We start from the raw sequence: 16,027 nt of genomic DNA, 5'->3' as shown, positions 1-16,027 counted from the left end.
CATTAGATGCCTTACATTGTCAAAAAAAGTCTCGTAGAGATTGATGAATTGGGGCAGTTTTACGTTGTAGGTGTTAAAAAAGGCGCAATCCGATTATTCAAAGAGTTTCAAGAACTTCAGAATAATCAAATACTTTCCAAAATTCAAACAACGGAAAGACAGAAAGGCGCACAAATTCAACGTGAAGTTGCTCTTTATCCATGTACACAATGGGTTAGCCAAAATTGGCAATCATCTAAACACATGATTGTTGTTACAAATACGAAAATAGAAGCAGATGGTTCGCGCAAAGTGGAACAACACTTTTATTTAAGTAACTATCATCATGATAATGTAGAATTTTTTGCTAAAACGATTCGCAACCATTGGGGTATTGAAAATAATCTCCACTGGGTAAAAGATGTTCACTTTAAAGAAGATAACTCTTTAATTCGCAATAGAAATTCAGCATTTATTTATTCTATATTATTTAGTTTAGTGTTAAACATAGTACGGCTTTACGGTTACAAATCTTGGAAACCATGGTTAGCTCGTTTTGCGAATCGCATTGACCGTATTGTGGCTATTATTTAAAACTTGTCAGGTCTGCCCCTGCGCTGCCCAGTTTGCCAATACAATAGTAGATGACAAGCTGATACTTTCCATTGGTCGGCTGCTGATACACGCGCAAGATATGCGCCTATTCGTCAAACGCTATTTGCCAGCCTTTGAAAATCTAGGCATCGGTAAATCAGGCGCGTTGTGGTCATATGTTCACGATACCAGGCCAACATTTGAACGCGTCCGCAACTTCTTTCTCGCCCACACGCCATCGCAGTCGCAATGGTCGCAAGACGATGCGCAGTGGGTACGCAATCATATAAATAGTTGTTTAAATGGCGATATGATAGGCTTGTATCGTCATTCTAAATTTTTATCATTTTTGTGAATACAGGTTCTTACTTGGACAAATCTGTTTGAAAAGAGTGCTAATTTAACACACTCTTAGTTAAGTATGTTATACTCATGTACGTATATTACATACACATTAGTCTAATGTAATAGGCATGATTCTCTGACTTGTCCTATTAAGGATTTTTTTGAAACATTTGAATAAGGAAGAATTTATGAGTACCTCTAATAAAGCATTAGGTATTTCAAGTAATTACCCAATATTTAAGCTAAATAATTTAACTTCGGATAATATTATTTCTGCAGAAGAAGCCAAAGGCAATATTGCCATTACTGGTATGGTAAGTGGTACCGCAAAAGTGGGCGACGTGGTAACAGTTACTGTAAATGGTAAAAATTATACTGGTAAAGTAGCTGCTAATAAAACTTTTTCTATTAGTGTTTCGGGTAACCAATTAGTTGAAGATAAAGATAAATTAATTGAGGTGTCCATTGTAACCAAAGTAGGAAATACAACATATCGTTATACGAAACAAACTCAGTTTAAAGTAGACACTACCGCTATAATAACTAAACCAAAACCAGCAGTTATCAATCCAATCATCACTTTAGATGCCAAAGTTGCTGGTGATGACCTCGTATCTTTAGCAGAAGCTAAAGGAAAATTGAATGTAACAGGTAAAGTAGGCGGAAGTGCTAAAGCAGGCGATACAGTAACCTTAATTATCAATGGCAAAAAATACACAGGCAAAGTTGACAACAAAAACACCTTCTCAATTGGGGTAAACGGTTCAGATTTGGCAGCAGATAAAGACCGCACAATTGAAGCTGTATTGAACAGCAAAGACAGCACAGGCAAAGCAGTAAGCGTAAAAGCAACTGATACGTATAAAGTTGAAGTAGCCAAACCAAAACCAGCAGTTATCAATCCAATCATCACTTTAGATGCCAAAGTTGCTGGTGATGACCTCGTATCTTTAGCAGAAGCTAAAGGAAAATTGAATGTAACAGGTAAAGTAGGCGGAAGTGCTAAAGCAGGCGATACAGTAACCTTAATTATCAATGGCAAAAAATACACAGGCAAAGTTGACAACAAAAACACCTTCTCAATTGGGGTAAACGGTTCAGATTTAGCAGCAGATAAAGACCGCACAATTGAAGCTGTATTGAACAGCAAAGACAGCACAGGCAAAGCAGTAAGCGTAAAAGCAACTGATACGTATAAAGTTGAAACTGCAGCCCCCATTGCATCTATAATGCCTAAACCTACCGTGAGTACAGCAACGTTAACATTGGATGCAATAACAGGTGATGACTTATTGAATTATGCCGAAACTAAAGGCGATGTTAAATTGACTGGTAGTGTGGGTGGTTCAGCTAAGAAAGGCGATACTGTTGAGCTGAATATCAACAATAAAAAACAAAAAGTTACAGTTAGTGAAGGTAATAAATTCTCGTTAACGGTTAAAGGGAGCGAGCTAGCAGCAGATAAAGATGGCGCAATTGAAGTGATTTTGACCACTAAGAATGGTGATAAACCTGTAACATTATCAAGTATTTATAATTTTACTGCTATTCATGACGTAAGCGGCAAGCATGCTAATGATAAAGGACAAGTAGTAACGCCTTATTTTGTGGATTCAATTTCTATTTCTGATGATAGTCGCCGTGGATATTTATATCCAACCACGAAAACATATGCTCGAGCACCAAGAACAAGCTATTATGTGCGCGATGACCAACTAGGTCCAAAATTGCAAGGTAAATGGGCAGGGCCAGGTAAAGGTATTGTTGTGCGCTATAGTTTCGCGTTGAGAAACTACAATGGTGAAACTAATTTCAAAGAATTCTCGGTTACACAAAAACAAGCTGTTCGAGATGCTTTGGCTGAATATGCAAAATATGCCAATATCACTTTTGAAGAAGTATTAGATTCAGGTGATCAATTAGATAAAGGTAATGCCGATTTCCGCTTCTATTTTGATGATTTGAGAAATCATAATGAACCTGGTACAGTTGTTTACAATTCTGTGAAATCTAGCCAGCCAAACTTAATGCCGACCACGCAAAATATGTGTTTATGTTGTGGTGGTTTCCACCGCACAGCACGACATAATAAAACTACTGCTATTGGCTCAGAAGAAGCACAAAATGCAGGCGTCAGTATGACTGCAGGTTATGCTTATTATGGTGGTGATGTGCATATCAATAGCTTGTTGTATGCAGGTGATAAAGCTTTAAGCAAAGGCACATTAAAAGTACCTTATGGCAATGGTTGGTTTGATGGCGGATACGGCACATTGGTACACGAAATTGGTCATAGCTTAGGCTTTAAACATACGGGTAACTACAATGGCCAAAATGGTAAGGCGGAAGGTCCATATTTGCCAGACGGTGAAGAAAACTCTGGACACTCTGTCATGTCGTATAAAGACCTTCGTGATAGTAATCAGAATGTTATTCAAACAGGTCAAGGTTTACAAATTTTTGACTTAGCAGCTTTGCATTATCGCTATGGTGTGAATAAAGCTGAAAATAGTGGTAACAATACTTATCGCTTTAAAGCATACAACAAAGATAAAGTCGGTAACGATATTTATATTTGGGATGGTTCGGGTATTGATACGTTCGATGCATCTGATGCTAAAGATAAAGTGACTGTGGATTTAACACCAGGTTCTTGGAACTATATCGGATCAAAAACCAGCCATTTGATTACAGATACATTAGGTCACAAAGTAACAGGTCAATCGTTTATTGGTTATGGTACACAAATCGAAAATTTGATTGGTTCTGCGTTTAATGACACTTTGAGAGGTAATGATGCTGATAACATCATTACTGGCGGCAAAGGCAATGATACTATTTTTGGTGATTTAGGTAATGATACTTTGGATGGTGGTGAAGGAGTAGATCAATTGTCTGGTGGTAGAGGCGATGATATTTATATTGTTGATAATACAAGCGACACTGTAACCGAAGCTGCTAACGAAGGCAAAGACACTGTTATTAGCAGCGTAAACTACACATTAAGTGCCAACGTAGAAAACTTGACTTTAGTTGGTAAAGCAAATCTTTCTGGCACAGGTAATGATTTAGATAATGTAATTACTGGCAACCGTGGTAATAATACCTTGATTGGTGGCAAAGGTAACGATACCTATGTATTTAGCAAAGCAGGCGGTCACGATACTATTATTACTAGAGGTGGTGGCAATGATACCTTGCGTTTTGCAGGCATTAATATGGATGCTGTGTTAAATAAAACAGGCGGCGTGAAACAAAATGGTAACGACTTAGTCTTATCTGTAAGCAATAGCAGAGACAGTGTAACTATTAAAGATTGGTTCCAAGGTGGGCGAGATGTATTAAAAACATTTGAATTTGCCAATGGCAAAAAAGCTACAGCAGATCAAGTAGCAAGCTATATAAGCGCGTCTAACCAAATGGTGCATGCAATGGCATCATTTGGTGTAGCAACTGGCACATCAAGCAGCCTGAATAATATTGATCAACAAACTTCAACCCCAGTTTTGGCAGCTTCTTTATTGTCATAAATAGAAATGTTCGTATGGATTGAATAAAAATAGGCAAATTAAATATAATTTAATTTGCCTATTTTTCAATAAAAGTTGTTACCAACAATTTACGAAAGTTTGCAGCTTTGGTTTTTGCTGCTAGGGGCTAATGACATTTTAGCTATAATTTCAACCAAATCAAAGCACAAGCTAATGACACGGTACTTTCATAATTACGTTTTAATTTATCGTACCGTGTTGCCAGCGCACGAAAATGCTTTAATCGTGCAAAAGCATTTTCTACCAAGTGCCTGATTTTATATAAATACCAATCTGTGTCCACATTAAGATGTTCTCTATTTTTCTTATATGGAATATTGGCTTTACTTTGTTTAGAATGAATTAACCGACGAAAAGTATCACTGTCAAAACCTCTATCAGCACACACGGTTTCATTATCACTTAAGTCCAATTGTGCCAATAAATCAGGCGCAACAACAATCTCATTTACATTACCAGCTGTAATCATAAATTCAATTGGATTACCACAAGCATCAACCGCTAAATGAATTTTAGACGTATGACCTCCGATACTCTTACCGACAGCTTGATGCACAATGGATTTTTTACCCATGCCGTGTTGATGAACACGGATATGGCTACCGTCCATAAAGACCCATTCTATATCGGGTGTATCTGCCAAATGTTTAAATAATTTGGTAAAAATACCGCGTTTAGACCAGTGATTGAAACTTTGGTAAAGGCTGTTTGCTTTACCAAAATAACTAGGTATATCAGCCCATTGGCAGCCTGTACGTAAGCGAAACAGGATACCTTCTACTGTTTTGCGTAAATTTTTCTTGCGATAAATGCCAAGCTGTTTCAAAATAGGTAACAGTCTTGACCATGTTTCATTTGTAAGCGTGTTTCGGGACATGGCAAAGGTTTAGGATGGTTGTGTGGAAACAATATCTTAAATCCTTTGCCTCTTCTTTTGAATTGTCAATAGCCCCTAGGGTATATTTCACAAATATTAAAATTTATCAAATAGTTGTTTGTGAATACAGGTTCTAATAATCCCGTGCATGATTTGGGGGTGTACGCCGTTAGTGCATTGCTGCAAAAGAGCGTTATAGTCAATTACCATCCTTCACAGTCCTTCTGAATTAGTCTTTGGCAGGGACATCAACCCATTTGCTACCGCATTGGTATTTTTCGGTTCATTGTTTAGACCAACGGCTGCCGTTTCCAACGGTACGAGTGTAATAAAAATACTCACTTTTCGCCCTCCACTTGTGGCAGCCAATACTCAAAAATACCCTGCTCTCTATCCACCAAAACCGCCTGCACAGCAAAGCCATGCGCCCGAATTTCGCTAATTCGCACCGTGTGCGACAAGCAGCGAAATTTCTCACGAATTTCATAATTGCGAATCCGCCTACCCGTGAGCAAATACTGCACAATGCGGTCGCATTGGCTTCCCTTTTTAAACGGATAGGGCTTGTCTTTTGGGTTAATCGGTTGCATAATTACCTTTCTTAAACATAACTCACTTGCCCTGTTTGCCTTGTGCATTCAGGGCGTTTTTTTCACTCATCATCTAGCACACGCTGATAATGCAAAATCATCTGCTCCGCCATAAATTTGCGTTCGTGCGGTGTAACCACACACGCATCAATCGGTACGATTTTCAAATCCAGCGCAGCCAATGCCGCGCACAAATCTTCCAATTCGCCGTCTTTCATGCGGCTCACTTTGCTTTCACTCCAACCCATGGCATCGCTTAAACCTTTTTGCGACAAGGCAGCAAGATGGCGCAAGACCAGTCTTTCGTTATTGCGAGCAGTTGCGGCTTGTTTGGGGGATAATTTAGTCATGTTGAAAACCTAATTTGATGCACGGCTTAATTCTCCACGCTGTAATTTTTCATTCATATAAAGAATGTTTTGTGCAATTTTGAACGACAGTCTTTTGCCGCGTTTGCCGTGCAATAAAGCATTGATTAGCGGTTGAGAACAGCCAACAAATGAAGCAATTTCAGATTGCGAGAATCCAGCATCAATTAAATCTTGAATGGATTTTTGCCAATTCATAAATCACCTTCTTATTAAAAGTTCAGCTATTTTAATAACATTTGTGATTTATTGTCAAACACCAATGTGTTTTTATAAATGATTACAATCGTAATAATTTGAAAGGATTTGTGATGAGCTTTAACGAGAGAGTAAAAAATCGCCGTTTAGAATTGGGGTTGAGCCAAGCGGCATTGGGGAAATTGGCAGGCGTGCCACAAAGCACAATTGGTCAGATTGAAAATGGGCGCAATAAAAGTTCTACCAAAATTCTTGAACTTGCACACGCGCTGCAAACTACTGTTGAATATTTGGTAGATGGCGTAGAGCCAGCGCAAAAGCAGCCCTCACTCCCCAACGTGTCCGAAATGCCCACACCTTTATATAGCGTTCCCGTCATTTCATGGGTGCAGGCTGGTTCTTGGCAACCAGTAGAGCTGTTTGACGATGACGACTTGGAATACATTGTTTGTCGCACCAAGCTAGGCAAAGACGGCTATGCCCTGCGCGTTCGCGGTGACAGCATGCAGCCCGAATTCACCGAAGGCGATATTATCGTGATCGACCCACACGGCGAACCACGCGCAGGCAGCTTTGTCATTGCCTTGCACGATAACGAAACCACATTCAAGCAACTGGTGTTTGACGGCAGTCGCCCCATGTTGCGCCCACTCAATAGCAACTACCCCTATCTGCAAATCAAAGAAAACGACCGCATTTTGGGTGTTGTCAAAGAAAAGGTTAAATTGTATTGAGTGCAGGCTGCTTTTTTGCGCCCCCATTCCGCCATAAAGCAGCCTGAAAATCTTAAAATAACAGATTTACACAAAGTGTAAATTTTGAGAAAATAGAAAGGAAGTCAATGCAAGTAAACTTTAAAAATGATTATTTGCGTTTGCTATTTTGCGATAAATATTTTCAAGGCGATTTAGGTGTAAGAGCTACACAATCCTATCGCTTTGCTGTGCAATATATTTTATCCGCCCACAGCTTAAATGATTTACACGCAGCAGCCTTTCTCAACCTATCTAATCAGTCACCGTACAGCGTCAAAATAGACCAAAAACACCGATTAGCCCTAGAGATAGACGCAGAAGGGCAAATCCATTTAATAGACATCATCAAAGCAGAATCATGAATTCATTATCATCAGCCGAGCCAATACATGCAGGCATCATTTTAAAAAGCGAATTAGCCGCACGAGGCTGGACGCAAAACGACCTTGCCGACATCATTAACCGCCCACCTAAAACCATTAACCAAATCATCACAGGCAAAATGGGGATTACTGCCGACACCGCCATGCAGCTTTCCTATGCTTTGGGTATTTCAGCCGAAACATGGCTTAATTTGCAATCGCGCTATCAGCTTTCGCTTTTAGCGGCAGAAAGCGATAAATACGCTGATATCCCACGCCGTGCCGCTTTGTATCAAAACTACCCTATCAAAGATATGCTCAAACGTGGTTGGATTCAAGCAGGAGAAACTTTGGACGATTTAGAAAACGCCATAAAAGCATTTTTCCAAATCGACCAGATTCATCAACCTTGCGCCTTCCAATTTGCAGCCAAACAAAACACCGCTGCTTATATGCAACCCATTAGCGCAGTCAATTTAGCATGGCTGCACCGTGTCAAACAGCTTGCAAAAGCGCAAATTACCACAGACAAATTCAGTATTCAGGCAGCAAAAAAAGCGATTGAACAACTCTCCGCTTTACTACTCTCACCCGAAGAAATCCGCCATGTGCCACGCATTTTGTCAGAAAGCGGTATCCGTTTTGTATTGGTAGAAAGTTTGCCCAATAGCAAATTAGATGCCGTATGCTTTTGGTTGGACGAGCAAACCCCCGTCATTGGCTTAACCCTACGATACGACCGCATAGACAATTTTTGGTTTACTCTACGCCACGAGTTGGAACACGTTTTACAAGGCGACGGCAAATCCACACCTATTTTAGATGAAGATATTGGCATAGACAGCAATACGCTACCACCCGAAGAGCAACGAGCCAACCAAGCTGCGGCGGATTTTTGCGTACCCAGCCAAAAACTAGACAGCTACATTATCCGCGCAGGAGCTTATTTATTTTCCGAGCAAAAAATCAAAGCCTTTGCAGGAGTTAATAAAATTCACATCGGATTAGTAGTGGGGCAGTTGCACAACCGAACAGGCAAATACCAACAGCTACGCAAGCACCTTATCCCTATTCGTTCATTTATCTTAAACGGCTCAACCTATGATGGTTGGGGCTTAACTTATGAGGTTGAATAAAATGAGTGCCAAGAAAAACGAAATAAACCATATTGTTGAACAATACACACAAGCCAAAGGCATTACAAACGGCATTATCGACAGCCATGATTTAGCAGGTTGGGCAATAAGCCAAGGCTTATACAAACCCAATTATCAAGATGAAATTAATTTAGCTGCTAAAGACTTTTCACGTCATTTCCGTGAAGAAGTTCGTACCGACCCAGCAGGGAAACGCTATCGCGCTAAACATGCTGTAAAAGAATCTGTCAATGGCAAACAGCGCACTTTATGGGCAGACATGGACGACCCCAACGTTCCTGTAAACCATTTTGAAAAAGCCTTTTCACAACGCCGTCAGCAAATTGTTGGAGATTGCTTCCAATTAAAAACCGATGTTGATGTATGTAATGAGAAAAAAAGCAGCAATATTCAGTTATCGTTAGACTTTACCGATGACGTGGCAGAAGCAGAATATTTGCGCGACTATGAAGAAGCCGCCGCTTAATCAATAAGTATTTTGCACAGCCTTTCCAAGAAGCATGTCGGAAATTCCGACATGCTGATATTGAAATTTAATCACCCGATTTAAGCAGCCTGCAATCCAAAGTGCAGGCTGCTTTTTTGCGCCCCCATTCCGCCACAAGGTTGAATGGGCTTTTTTATGCCTAAATTTGTTTGATTGCAAATCAAGTGGTTAGAAAAATAACACGTAAAATATAACAAATTAACAACGCCACACGAAAGGGTAAACAAAATGAAAACACTATCCATCATCACCCAAGCAGGCACTTTTCCAGTAGCAAGTTTTGAAAAAGGCAAATTGGCTTTTTGGCGCAGACAGGCAAACGGCTCAATCGCCAGCGACATCAAACCGATTTTGTGCAAAAACATCAAAGAAGCAAAAGCCTACATCGCAAAATGCTATCGCGGCAACCAAGGCGAAGTGGAAGTTGTAGCCAGTTAAACCACACGGTGGGCAACACGCCCACCCCAACACAAAAGGCAATCAAGCATGACAACGAATAATCACAATTTTGGCGACAACAACACGCTGGGCGACTACAACAAGCTAGGCAACTGCAACAAGCTGGGCAGCTCATTCAAATTCGGCAAATGGCTAAAAATGGAAGGGGTTGAAGTCATCAACTTCATGACCATGGCAAACGTAGACGGTTCAGGGCGACAAATACAAATCATCGTCCACACCAAAGGCTTGCTAATCCGTGCAGGCTGCTTTGTTGGCACGCTGGACGAATTTTGCGCCAAAGCCGAAAGCGAATACAAAACCCGATACAGCAAAGTCGTCCGTGCAGTAGCAGAAGCTTTTTACGCCGACGTTATCGCATCAGGCGAAACAGGTGGCTGGGACGAATAAATCAGGAGAACATCATGTGCAGAAATTCACCAAGGAGCGAAAACATGCTAAGCAAAGTAGCCAATAAGCACACCTGTCAGCAATGCGGCAAGCAATACAACACCGCAAAGAAAGTCAGTCGTAAATTGTGTCACGCATGCGCAGACAAAGCTCATCACGAAAGAATGAAGCATCTGATAGAGGCGCAGAAATTCATCAAGGAGCGAAAACATGCTAAGCAAAGTAGCCAATCTGCCATTGCCTGAAGCATATCAACCACGCAACGCAGGCGATTTAGACGACTTAGACTACTGGCAGCTAGAAGAAGATGCCTACAACTGCACAGTAGCCCAATACTGGGCGCAGGCAGCGCGATACTTTGAAAAAGCCATCGCAGAAGACAAAGCCGACCCATTCGAAGACGAAGATGAAGCCATTTGTGCCATTGCCGATATGGCGGTGGAAATGGGTCGCAAGTTTCATCAAAACCAATTAGCAGAATACGGATTAGGGAGATTTTGAGATGAACCACGAAGAAATGCAGCTAGACGACGCATTCCGCGCCAAATTAAGCAGCCTGAAAGCGCAGCACAGCAACATCAACGGCATTTTCGACCCTCAGACGCGCGAAGCATGGTTTGATTTAAACGGTACAGAAATCAAGTTTGATTTAGCAGACAACAGCAATCAGTTTTTGCACATCAACCAAGTATTCAAAGCCATTGAAAGTTTTTTACGTGTCTAAAAGCCTATTTACAGCAGCAATTTAACCAAGTTGCTGCGAATAAGTAGATTTTTAACCGCTTACAAAGGGAGCAACATGAAACACCCAAACATCACACAATTAAAAGCATTATTACCCAGCAAAGAAGCAATAAGCGGCTTTATTGCAGGCGTAGTATTAGCAGTTGGCTTAGCTGCTAGCTACAACGTCAAAGCCAAGCCCATGCTAAAACCGCAATACCACATTGCACTCAAAACCTACGATTGCGACAACCGCCGTCAAATCCCGATTGATTGGTATGTAAACAGCGATTTAGCCCCAGCATTGCAACGATTAAACGACCTATGCCACCAAGAAAAAGCAGCGTTAGCACTGGCGCAAGTTTGGGAAAAAATCCAATGGCAGGAGTGGTTTATGAATAAGCAAAGCAGCATAACCCTAAAAAAAGGGTGGTGCGAAATGACGTTAGATGAGCAGGAAGCCAACGAATTGTATTCAATGCTGACATTGTTTGGTTACGACGATTTTGTGCCAGCAAAAGCAGCCTGAAATCACAAATCCAAGCGGTATTAAACCCAGTTTAATACCGTTTCAGTGTGTGATTTTTTATTTCAACCACAGGAGCAATGTCATGAATAACTACGATGATTGGTTCACACAATGTCAGCAACCAATTGAACACGACCCAATGTACTGGGAAGCGTACAACAACTCAAATGAAGACAACCTGCCGTTCATAACAGATTACAAGCCAAGCGGCGAACCCATGTACGACACGCCCTTTTAAAGCAGCCTGAAAACTGCCAAAACCGCCCACAGACGGTATCTGTGAGACCGAAAATTTTTTAACCGATTGGAGACCGAAAATGTCCTTAACTTTAACCGCAACCCAAGAAAGCAATTTTAAACCCGTACCAGTAGGCACACATCACGGCACCGTTATTCGCATTATCGATTTGGGCACACAAAAGACCGAGTTTCAGAATGAAATCAAAATGCAGCCCAAAATTCTCATTCAGTGGGAAATTCACACAGACGGCGACACTGAATTACTAACAGAAGACGGGAAACCCATGATTGTCAGCAAACGCTATACAGCTTCCATGCACAGCAAAAGTCAGCTAGCCAACGACCTAAAATCATGGCGCGGACGTGATTTCACAGAAGAAGAAAAATCCGCATTCAATTTAGCCAATATTTTAGGCAAAACCTGTTTGCTGTCTATTGTTCACGAGTAAAGCGCAGACAAAACAAAAACCTACGCCAACATCGGCTCAATCAGCAACAAGCTGAAATCGTACACCCCACCCCCACCGTGAACGAACAATACGCCTTTGATTTAGCCATTCCAAATTGGGAACTATTTGAAAAGCTGAATGAAAAAGTTAAAGAACAGATTAAAAACAGCCCTGAATATGCCCAATGGCACGCAGGCGTAGAAGCACCTACCCCACCCACACCACCGCAACAGCGTGAAGAAAACGGTACAGTAGAACCGCTTGATGATGTTGAAGACGACATTCCCTTTTAACCACCAAAAGCAGCCTGAAATCCATTTAAAACCCCACCATTTAACCTTTATCAACAGGAGAGAGCCATGAAACTCTACGAATGCACCGCAGATATTCAAGCGGTACTCAACCACCACTTTGACAGCGACACCGAACGGCAAGACACCCTAGAAGCCGTCATCGGACAGTTTGACGAAAAAGCCCAAAGTGTTGTTGGCTATTGGCTGAATCAAGAAGCCGAGCTAAACGCGTTAGATTTACACATCAAAGCCATGAATGCTCGCCGCAAAGTTCTAAAAAACCAGGCTGACAGCCTGAAAGCCTATTTGCTACGCAATATGCAAGCTGCACATATTAAAACGATTAAAGCTAACAACGGCACATTTACCGCCAAGATTGCCAAAAATCCCCCAAGCGTAGAAATTTACGATGAAATGCAAATCCCTGATGACTATTGCAGTTTCAAGCGAGAAGTCAGCAAAAGCGCGATTAAAGAAGCCTTGCAATCAGGCATTGACGTACAAGGCGCGCGCTTGGTGCAGAGCGAAGGCTTGCGGATTAAATAGACAGCCCGAAAATGCGTAAATCCAACCAAACCGCGCAACGTGCCGCCCAACGCCGAAACTGGACACGTTGCGCCATGAAAAAACTCTACCGTAAACAGGACAACAATCATGCAAGCCGTAGCTGATTTATTTTTACCCAAACGCAAATTTAAGCCGCAGCAAGCCAGCCCTGCTCAAATTTTTGAACCTGTTCCCAAGCAAATTAAAAAAGTGTACCACGAAAGACACGGCGACGGCGTAATCTTCTACACAAGCAGCCCACACATTGACGAACCATTTGCCGTTGTCGCGTTTATCTTTGCGACAAGAATAGACACGCTGCAAGTCCCACAAAGCAGCCTGCAACCAGTCAAGCACCCCGATACCGTGCGTTTAGATTTTATCGCAGACAAAGAGCAGCAAATCGCCAATATTTGGCTACCGCGCGAATGCGTAAAAATGATGAACCTACACGATATTCGAGCAGCAATAGACATGGCGATTGAAATGCAGAAAAACGAAAGCAAAAAATCATGACCCAACAACCCAGCCTAAAACAAATCCGCACAGCCCAAAAGCAAGCCAAAGCCATTAAGCAAATGCAACGCGTCTTAAAATCCAAGCCATTGACCAAGCAACAAATCAAACAACGACAACAAAACGCCCCACGTATCAGCGCAAAACAAAAAGCCTATCGCCAATATTTAATTGACGACACACGCGAATGTTTTAGCCATGAAGATGCCATTGCTGCCGTCAAAAAAGCCGATGCCAAATACAACGAACTTGTTTATTGTCGCGACTGTTTTGTCCACAACGGCTACTTCCAGCAACTGCACCGTGTGTTAAGCATATGCGTAGCCTTATATGATGAAGACACATGGTTCACAAACGTGTTAGACCAAGCCCAACAAGCCCTGCAACAAGAACCCAGCACACGCGACCAAAGCCCCAACCAACGCCGCGCCTTGTTGCAGCCCCTTTTAGACATGATTGACATCGGCTACGCCATCATGAAAGGCTTACCCAAAGACACTCAAACCCAAGCAAGTCATTACAGCATGGGCGTGCAAATTTATGCCTATTATTTAAGCTTTCACGAATGCAGCCACCAAGCCACCACAGGCTTCATCAACATCGCCAGTGGCATGAAATGGCAAGACGCACTCAAACAAGCAGGCATCAAAGGCAAAGAAAAAATCGAAGCATTTCGCCGACAAATTTTGCAGGCTGCTTTGTGCGTCTACCGCATAGCCGAATGCGATGACCAAAGTATAGGCATGCCTGTGCCGCACAGCATAAGCGATTTGCGCCACAAAACATACAAACGATGGAGTGTATTGGGCGCACTAGCCAACGCCTGCGCGGTTGCCAAAACCAAATACATCACACCGTTTGAAAACAAAACCGCATTGAGCTTAACCGCCAACTTTGGCAAACGCGAAGCAGCCATCAGCAACCGCTTGGCACAGGTTAAATTAGCATGAAAAGGAAAACGAAATGAGACAAGCATTTGAAAACTGGCAACGCAGCATTGGCAACGACGACCGTTTGCAATTTGATGAAGCAGAGCAGCAATATCAAGACATCAGCATAGATTACGCATGGATAGGCTGGCAAGCAGCCCAACAAACCGTCCCAATGCCCCAACCACAGGAGTAAGCAAAAATGCAGCTAACCGAAACCACCGCGCAAGAACTCATCAAGTGCATAGAACAGCTAGCCCAAAGCCAACAAAAAACATGGCTGTCCACGCTAACCGAAAAATCCACCACCTTGCTGACCACCCAAGACATCGCCCAGCTAACCAATTTTAGCTACCACCACACCTACACCGACATTGTCGCCCGACCCGATTTTCCGCGTCCCATTAAAATCAGCAAAGCAGGCAAAGGTCGCGAATGTCGCCGTTGGATAGCAGGCGAAGTCATCAGCTATCTCAAATCACTATCAAAAATCTAGGGCAGGGCGGTTAGAGCATTCTAACCGTCCATTTTTGCCGCCAAATCCTCCGCCCTAGGCGCATAATAAGTATTCAACAAAATCCGCAAATCACGGTGTCCCGAAATTTTCGCCAACTCCATAGGCGAATAAATTTGCGCCAACCGCGTCAAAGCCTCGCGCCGACTATCGTGAAAATGCACATCGCCCAAATCCGGGCGTTCGCGCAATTTGCGAAACAGCGCATCAAGCGACCCCTTTGTGATATTGAACACACGCTCATTTTCACGCACCTGCGCCAATAATTTCAAAATCGCCACCGCCTTCAAACTCAAAGGCACATCACGAGCATAGCCATTTTTAGAATCAGGCAAATGCACAAAACGCCTATCCAAAAACACATTATCCCAAGTCAAAGTCACCATTTCGCCACCGCGCATTGCCGTCTCCAAGCCAAAATAAAACGCCGCCGCCACACGCTGCGTCGATTTTACAGGCAAACAATCCAGCGAAAACCCAGCCACATAAGCAATCGCCGTCGCCATATCATCGGTAACACGTTGCGTCCGTTCCTTGCCATGGTTAGGCTTATCCAAACGAAGCATAAAATTTTCAGGCAGCAAACGCCATTGCTTGCTTGCCACCGAGCACACATGCGACAACACATTCCATTCACGGCGAACCGAGCTTTGAGCAATATCCGCCATACGCCCATTTGCCCATTCCTGAAAATGCAACTCCGACAAATTAGGCAAACGAACCTGCGCCAATGGCGTTTTCAACACACGCTCAATAATATTGATTTCATTTTTCCAACCGCGCTTTTTGGGACTCACTTCTTTTTTGTAGCGTTCCAACACTTCGGCAAACAAAATATTGGGCGAGCCGCCAAATCGCATGGTTTGCCAATCCGCCTCGGTTTTAGCAGCCCACGCTTCGGCATCGGCTTTACGCGGAAACACTGCTGCTTTGCTAATAGCAGGCAGTCCATTTTTAGCGCGATGTCGCACCTGCGCGACCCAGCCGCCAGTTGGTTTTTTGCGAATTGTAGCCATGATTTTAGTCCTATTTTTGGTTGCAAATTTGGTTGCAAATTGGTTGCAATCATACCCAAAAATAAACCAAATTCAAACAAAATAAGTGGCTTTTTGCAAATTGATGATAAGTTGAGATAAAAAGATAAGTCATTGAAATAAAAACAAAACCTTGCTAGAA

Annotated in this window: 25 protein-coding genes; 20 read left to right on the top strand and 5 right to left on the bottom strand. The window is 42.4% G+C overall.

Annotated features, from left to right (window positions below; all coding sequences use genetic code 11):
• Positions 1-6 precede the first annotated feature (6 nt).
• The 3 genes from DQN52_RS08615 (at position 7) to DQN52_RS08610 (ending at position 4,448) form a co-directional block, all read left to right on the top strand.
• Positions 7-573 (top strand): ISAs1 family transposase, encoded by a 567-nt coding sequence (locus tag DQN52_RS08615; RefSeq protein WP_071461653.1) that lies wholly within the window; start codon positions 7-9, stop codon positions 571-573.
• Between the two features lie 100 nt (positions 574-673).
• Entirely contained in the window at positions 674-928 is a 255-nt protein-coding gene (locus DQN52_RS10825; RefSeq protein WP_143452388.1) for a hypothetical protein, read from the top strand.
• A 178-nt stretch (positions 929-1,106) separates the two neighbouring features.
• A complete protein-coding gene (locus DQN52_RS08610) occupies positions 1,107-4,448 on the top strand; it encodes an Ig-like domain-containing protein (protein WP_071461640.1) in 3,342 nt (1,113 codons plus the stop codon).
• A 142-nt stretch (positions 4,449-4,590) separates the two neighbouring features.
• Here the strand turns inward: DQN52_RS08610 and DQN52_RS08605 are convergent, their stop codons facing one another.
• From DQN52_RS08605 to DQN52_RS08585, 4 genes are all read right to left on the bottom strand, one after another.
• Entirely contained in the window at positions 4,591-5,346 is a 756-nt protein-coding gene (locus tag DQN52_RS08605) for an IS5 family transposase (RefSeq protein WP_111694402.1), read from the bottom strand.
• A 338-nt stretch (positions 5,347-5,684) separates the two neighbouring features.
• Positions 5,685-5,936: a helix-turn-helix domain-containing protein gene (locus DQN52_RS08595; protein WP_032827694.1), complete on the bottom strand. Its 252-nt coding sequence runs from the start codon at positions 5,934-5,936 to the stop codon at positions 5,685-5,687.
• A gap of 62 nt (positions 5,937-5,998) precedes the next feature.
• Entirely contained in the window at positions 5,999-6,286 is a 288-nt protein-coding gene (locus DQN52_RS08590) for a CII family transcriptional regulator (RefSeq protein ID WP_003786518.1), read from the bottom strand.
• 9 nt (positions 6,287-6,295) lie between these two features.
• Positions 6,296-6,502 (bottom strand): helix-turn-helix domain-containing protein, encoded by a 207-nt coding sequence (locus tag DQN52_RS08585; protein WP_003786520.1) that lies wholly within the window; start codon positions 6,500-6,502, stop codon positions 6,296-6,298.
• 113 nt (positions 6,503-6,615) lie between these two features.
• Between DQN52_RS08585 and DQN52_RS08580 the strand changes: the two genes are divergently transcribed.
• The 17 genes from DQN52_RS08580 to DQN52_RS08505 all read left to right on the top strand — a co-directional run bounded on the left by DQN52_RS08580 (position 6,616) and on the right by DQN52_RS08505 (position 14,833).
• Positions 6,616-7,236, top strand: a complete 621-nt coding sequence (locus DQN52_RS08580) for a LexA family protein (protein ID WP_003786522.1) — start codon at positions 6,616-6,618, stop codon at positions 7,234-7,236.
• 107 nt (positions 7,237-7,343) lie between these two features.
• Positions 7,344-7,619 (top strand): hypothetical protein, encoded by a 276-nt coding sequence (locus DQN52_RS08575; RefSeq protein WP_003786523.1) that lies wholly within the window; start codon positions 7,344-7,346, stop codon positions 7,617-7,619.
• A complete protein-coding gene (locus tag DQN52_RS08570; RefSeq protein WP_003786525.1) occupies positions 7,616-8,755 on the top strand; it encodes a HigA family addiction module antitoxin in 1,140 nt (379 codons plus the stop codon). Before DQN52_RS08575 ends, DQN52_RS08570 begins: the two co-directional genes overlap by 4 nt.
• The gene (locus DQN52_RS08565; protein ID WP_003786527.1) at positions 8,742-9,242 is read left to right on the top strand and encodes a hypothetical protein; all 501 of its coding nucleotides are present in this window, start codon (positions 8,742-8,744) and stop codon (positions 9,240-9,242) included. Before DQN52_RS08570 ends, DQN52_RS08565 begins: the two co-directional genes overlap by 14 nt.
• Positions 9,243-9,491: 249 nt before the next feature.
• On the top strand, positions 9,492-9,701 hold the full coding sequence (locus tag DQN52_RS08560; RefSeq protein WP_003786529.1) for a hypothetical protein: 210 nt from the start codon (positions 9,492-9,494) through the stop codon (positions 9,699-9,701).
• A 48-nt stretch (positions 9,702-9,749) separates the two neighbouring features.
• Complete coding sequence (locus tag DQN52_RS08555; RefSeq protein WP_003786531.1) at positions 9,750-10,112, top strand: hypothetical protein; 363 nt, start codon at positions 9,750-9,752, stop codon at positions 10,110-10,112.
• 210 nt (positions 10,113-10,322) lie between these two features.
• Entirely contained in the window at positions 10,323-10,613 is a 291-nt protein-coding gene (locus DQN52_RS08545) for a hypothetical protein (RefSeq protein WP_003786535.1), read from the top strand.
• 1 nt (position 10,614) lies between these two features.
• Positions 10,615-10,836, top strand: coding sequence for a hypothetical protein (locus tag DQN52_RS08540; protein ID WP_003786537.1), 222 nt, complete (start codon positions 10,615-10,617; stop codon positions 10,834-10,836).
• A gap of 75 nt (positions 10,837-10,911) precedes the next feature.
• The gene (locus DQN52_RS08535) at positions 10,912-11,364 is read left to right on the top strand and encodes a hypothetical protein (protein ID WP_003786540.1); all 453 of its coding nucleotides are present in this window, start codon (positions 10,912-10,914) and stop codon (positions 11,362-11,364) included.
• An 82-nt stretch (positions 11,365-11,446) separates the two neighbouring features.
• Positions 11,447-11,602, top strand: coding sequence for a hypothetical protein (locus DQN52_RS10990; protein WP_003786541.1), 156 nt, complete (start codon positions 11,447-11,449; stop codon positions 11,600-11,602).
• Between the two features lie 79 nt (positions 11,603-11,681).
• Positions 11,682-12,053 carry a phage replication initiation protein, NGO0469 family gene (locus DQN52_RS08530; protein ID WP_003786543.1) on the top strand — a complete coding sequence of 124 codons (372 nt, stop codon included), beginning with the start codon at positions 11,682-11,684 and terminating at the stop codon, positions 12,051-12,053.
• Positions 12,054-12,130: 77 nt separating this feature from the next.
• Positions 12,131-12,346, top strand: coding sequence for a hypothetical protein (locus tag DQN52_RS08525; protein WP_003786545.1), 216 nt, complete (start codon positions 12,131-12,133; stop codon positions 12,344-12,346).
• A 66-nt stretch (positions 12,347-12,412) separates the two neighbouring features.
• Positions 12,413-12,892, top strand: a complete 480-nt coding sequence (locus tag DQN52_RS08520; protein ID WP_003786546.1) for a siphovirus Gp157 family protein — start codon at positions 12,413-12,415, stop codon at positions 12,890-12,892.
• Between the two features lie 108 nt (positions 12,893-13,000).
• Positions 13,001-13,408: a hypothetical protein gene (locus DQN52_RS08515; RefSeq protein WP_003786547.1), complete on the top strand. Its 408-nt coding sequence runs from the start codon at positions 13,001-13,003 to the stop codon at positions 13,406-13,408.
• Positions 13,405-14,358, top strand: coding sequence for a hypothetical protein (locus DQN52_RS08510; protein ID WP_003786548.1), 954 nt, complete (start codon positions 13,405-13,407; stop codon positions 14,356-14,358). Before DQN52_RS08515 ends, DQN52_RS08510 begins: the two co-directional genes overlap by 4 nt.
• Positions 14,359-14,371: 13 nt before the next feature.
• Positions 14,372-14,533 carry a hypothetical protein gene (locus DQN52_RS10985; RefSeq protein WP_003786549.1) on the top strand — a complete coding sequence of 54 codons (162 nt, stop codon included), beginning with the start codon at positions 14,372-14,374 and terminating at the stop codon, positions 14,531-14,533.
• A gap of 6 nt (positions 14,534-14,539) precedes the next feature.
• The gene (locus tag DQN52_RS08505) at positions 14,540-14,833 is read left to right on the top strand and encodes a helix-turn-helix transcriptional regulator (RefSeq protein WP_003786551.1); all 294 of its coding nucleotides are present in this window, start codon (positions 14,540-14,542) and stop codon (positions 14,831-14,833) included.
• A 20-nt stretch (positions 14,834-14,853) separates the two neighbouring features.
• Here DQN52_RS08505 and DQN52_RS08500 read toward each other — a convergent pair whose 3' ends face one another.
• Positions 14,854-15,867, bottom strand: a complete 1,014-nt coding sequence (locus tag DQN52_RS08500) for a site-specific integrase (RefSeq protein ID WP_003786553.1) — start codon at positions 15,865-15,867, stop codon at positions 14,854-14,856.
• Positions 15,868-16,027: the final 160 nt, after the last annotated feature.

This window comes from Kingella kingae, from assembly GCF_900475905.1.
GTDB lineage: Bacteria > Pseudomonadota > Gammaproteobacteria > Burkholderiales > Neisseriaceae > Kingella > Kingella kingae.
This window is presented reverse-complemented; position numbering and strand designations above follow the sequence as displayed.

Excerpts from the sequence above, each read along its gene's own strand:
- DQN52_RS08510 (WP_003786548.1), top strand. The coding sequence starts at position 13,405 with ATGACCCAACAACCCAGCCTAAAACAAATCCGCACAGCCCAAAAGCAA.
- DQN52_RS08615 (WP_071461653.1), top strand. The coding sequence starts at position 7 with ATGCCTTACATTGTCAAAAAAAGTCTCGTAGAGATTGATGAATTGGGG.
- DQN52_RS08545 (WP_003786535.1), top strand. The coding sequence starts at position 10,323 with ATGCTAAGCAAAGTAGCCAATCTGCCATTGCCTGAAGCATATCAACCA.
- DQN52_RS08505 (WP_003786551.1), top strand. The coding sequence starts at position 14,540 with ATGCAGCTAACCGAAACCACCGCGCAAGAACTCATCAAGTGCATAGAA.
- DQN52_RS08610 (WP_071461640.1), top strand. The coding sequence starts at position 1,107 with ATGAGTACCTCTAATAAAGCATTAGGTATTTCAAGTAATTACCCAATA.
- DQN52_RS08565 (WP_003786527.1), top strand. The coding sequence starts at position 8,742 with ATGAGGTTGAATAAAATGAGTGCCAAGAAAAACGAAATAAACCATATT.
- DQN52_RS08595 (WP_032827694.1), bottom strand. The coding sequence starts at position 5,936 with ATGCAACCGATTAACCCAAAAGACAAGCCCTATCCGTTTAAAAAGGGA.
- DQN52_RS08555 (WP_003786531.1), top strand. The coding sequence starts at position 9,750 with ATGACAACGAATAATCACAATTTTGGCGACAACAACACGCTGGGCGAC.
- DQN52_RS10825 (WP_143452388.1), top strand. The coding sequence starts at position 674 with ATGCGCCTATTCGTCAAACGCTATTTGCCAGCCTTTGAAAATCTAGGC.
- DQN52_RS08590 (WP_003786518.1), bottom strand. The coding sequence starts at position 6,286 with ATGACTAAATTATCCCCCAAACAAGCCGCAACTGCTCGCAATAACGAA.
- DQN52_RS08515 (WP_003786547.1), top strand. The coding sequence starts at position 13,001 with ATGCAAGCCGTAGCTGATTTATTTTTACCCAAACGCAAATTTAAGCCG.
- DQN52_RS08530 (WP_003786543.1), top strand. The coding sequence starts at position 11,682 with ATGTCCTTAACTTTAACCGCAACCCAAGAAAGCAATTTTAAACCCGTA.
- DQN52_RS08560 (WP_003786529.1), top strand. The coding sequence starts at position 9,492 with ATGAAAACACTATCCATCATCACCCAAGCAGGCACTTTTCCAGTAGCA.
- DQN52_RS08570 (WP_003786525.1), top strand. The coding sequence starts at position 7,616 with ATGAATTCATTATCATCAGCCGAGCCAATACATGCAGGCATCATTTTA.
- DQN52_RS08500 (WP_003786553.1), bottom strand. The coding sequence starts at position 15,867 with ATGGCTACAATTCGCAAAAAACCAACTGGCGGCTGGGTCGCGCAGGTG.
- DQN52_RS10990 (WP_003786541.1), top strand. The coding sequence starts at position 11,447 with ATGAATAACTACGATGATTGGTTCACACAATGTCAGCAACCAATTGAA.
- DQN52_RS08605 (WP_111694402.1), bottom strand. The coding sequence starts at position 5,346 with ATGTCCCGAAACACGCTTACAAATGAAACATGGTCAAGACTGTTACCT.
- DQN52_RS08540 (WP_003786537.1), top strand. The coding sequence starts at position 10,615 with ATGAACCACGAAGAAATGCAGCTAGACGACGCATTCCGCGCCAAATTA.
- DQN52_RS08535 (WP_003786540.1), top strand. The coding sequence starts at position 10,912 with ATGAAACACCCAAACATCACACAATTAAAAGCATTATTACCCAGCAAA.
- DQN52_RS08575 (WP_003786523.1), top strand. The coding sequence starts at position 7,344 with ATGCAAGTAAACTTTAAAAATGATTATTTGCGTTTGCTATTTTGCGAT.
- DQN52_RS08580 (WP_003786522.1), top strand. The coding sequence starts at position 6,616 with ATGAGCTTTAACGAGAGAGTAAAAAATCGCCGTTTAGAATTGGGGTTG.
- DQN52_RS08520 (WP_003786546.1), top strand. The coding sequence starts at position 12,413 with ATGAAACTCTACGAATGCACCGCAGATATTCAAGCGGTACTCAACCAC.
- DQN52_RS08585 (WP_003786520.1), bottom strand. The coding sequence starts at position 6,502 with ATGAATTGGCAAAAATCCATTCAAGATTTAATTGATGCTGGATTCTCG.
- DQN52_RS10985 (WP_003786549.1), top strand. The coding sequence starts at position 14,372 with ATGAGACAAGCATTTGAAAACTGGCAACGCAGCATTGGCAACGACGAC.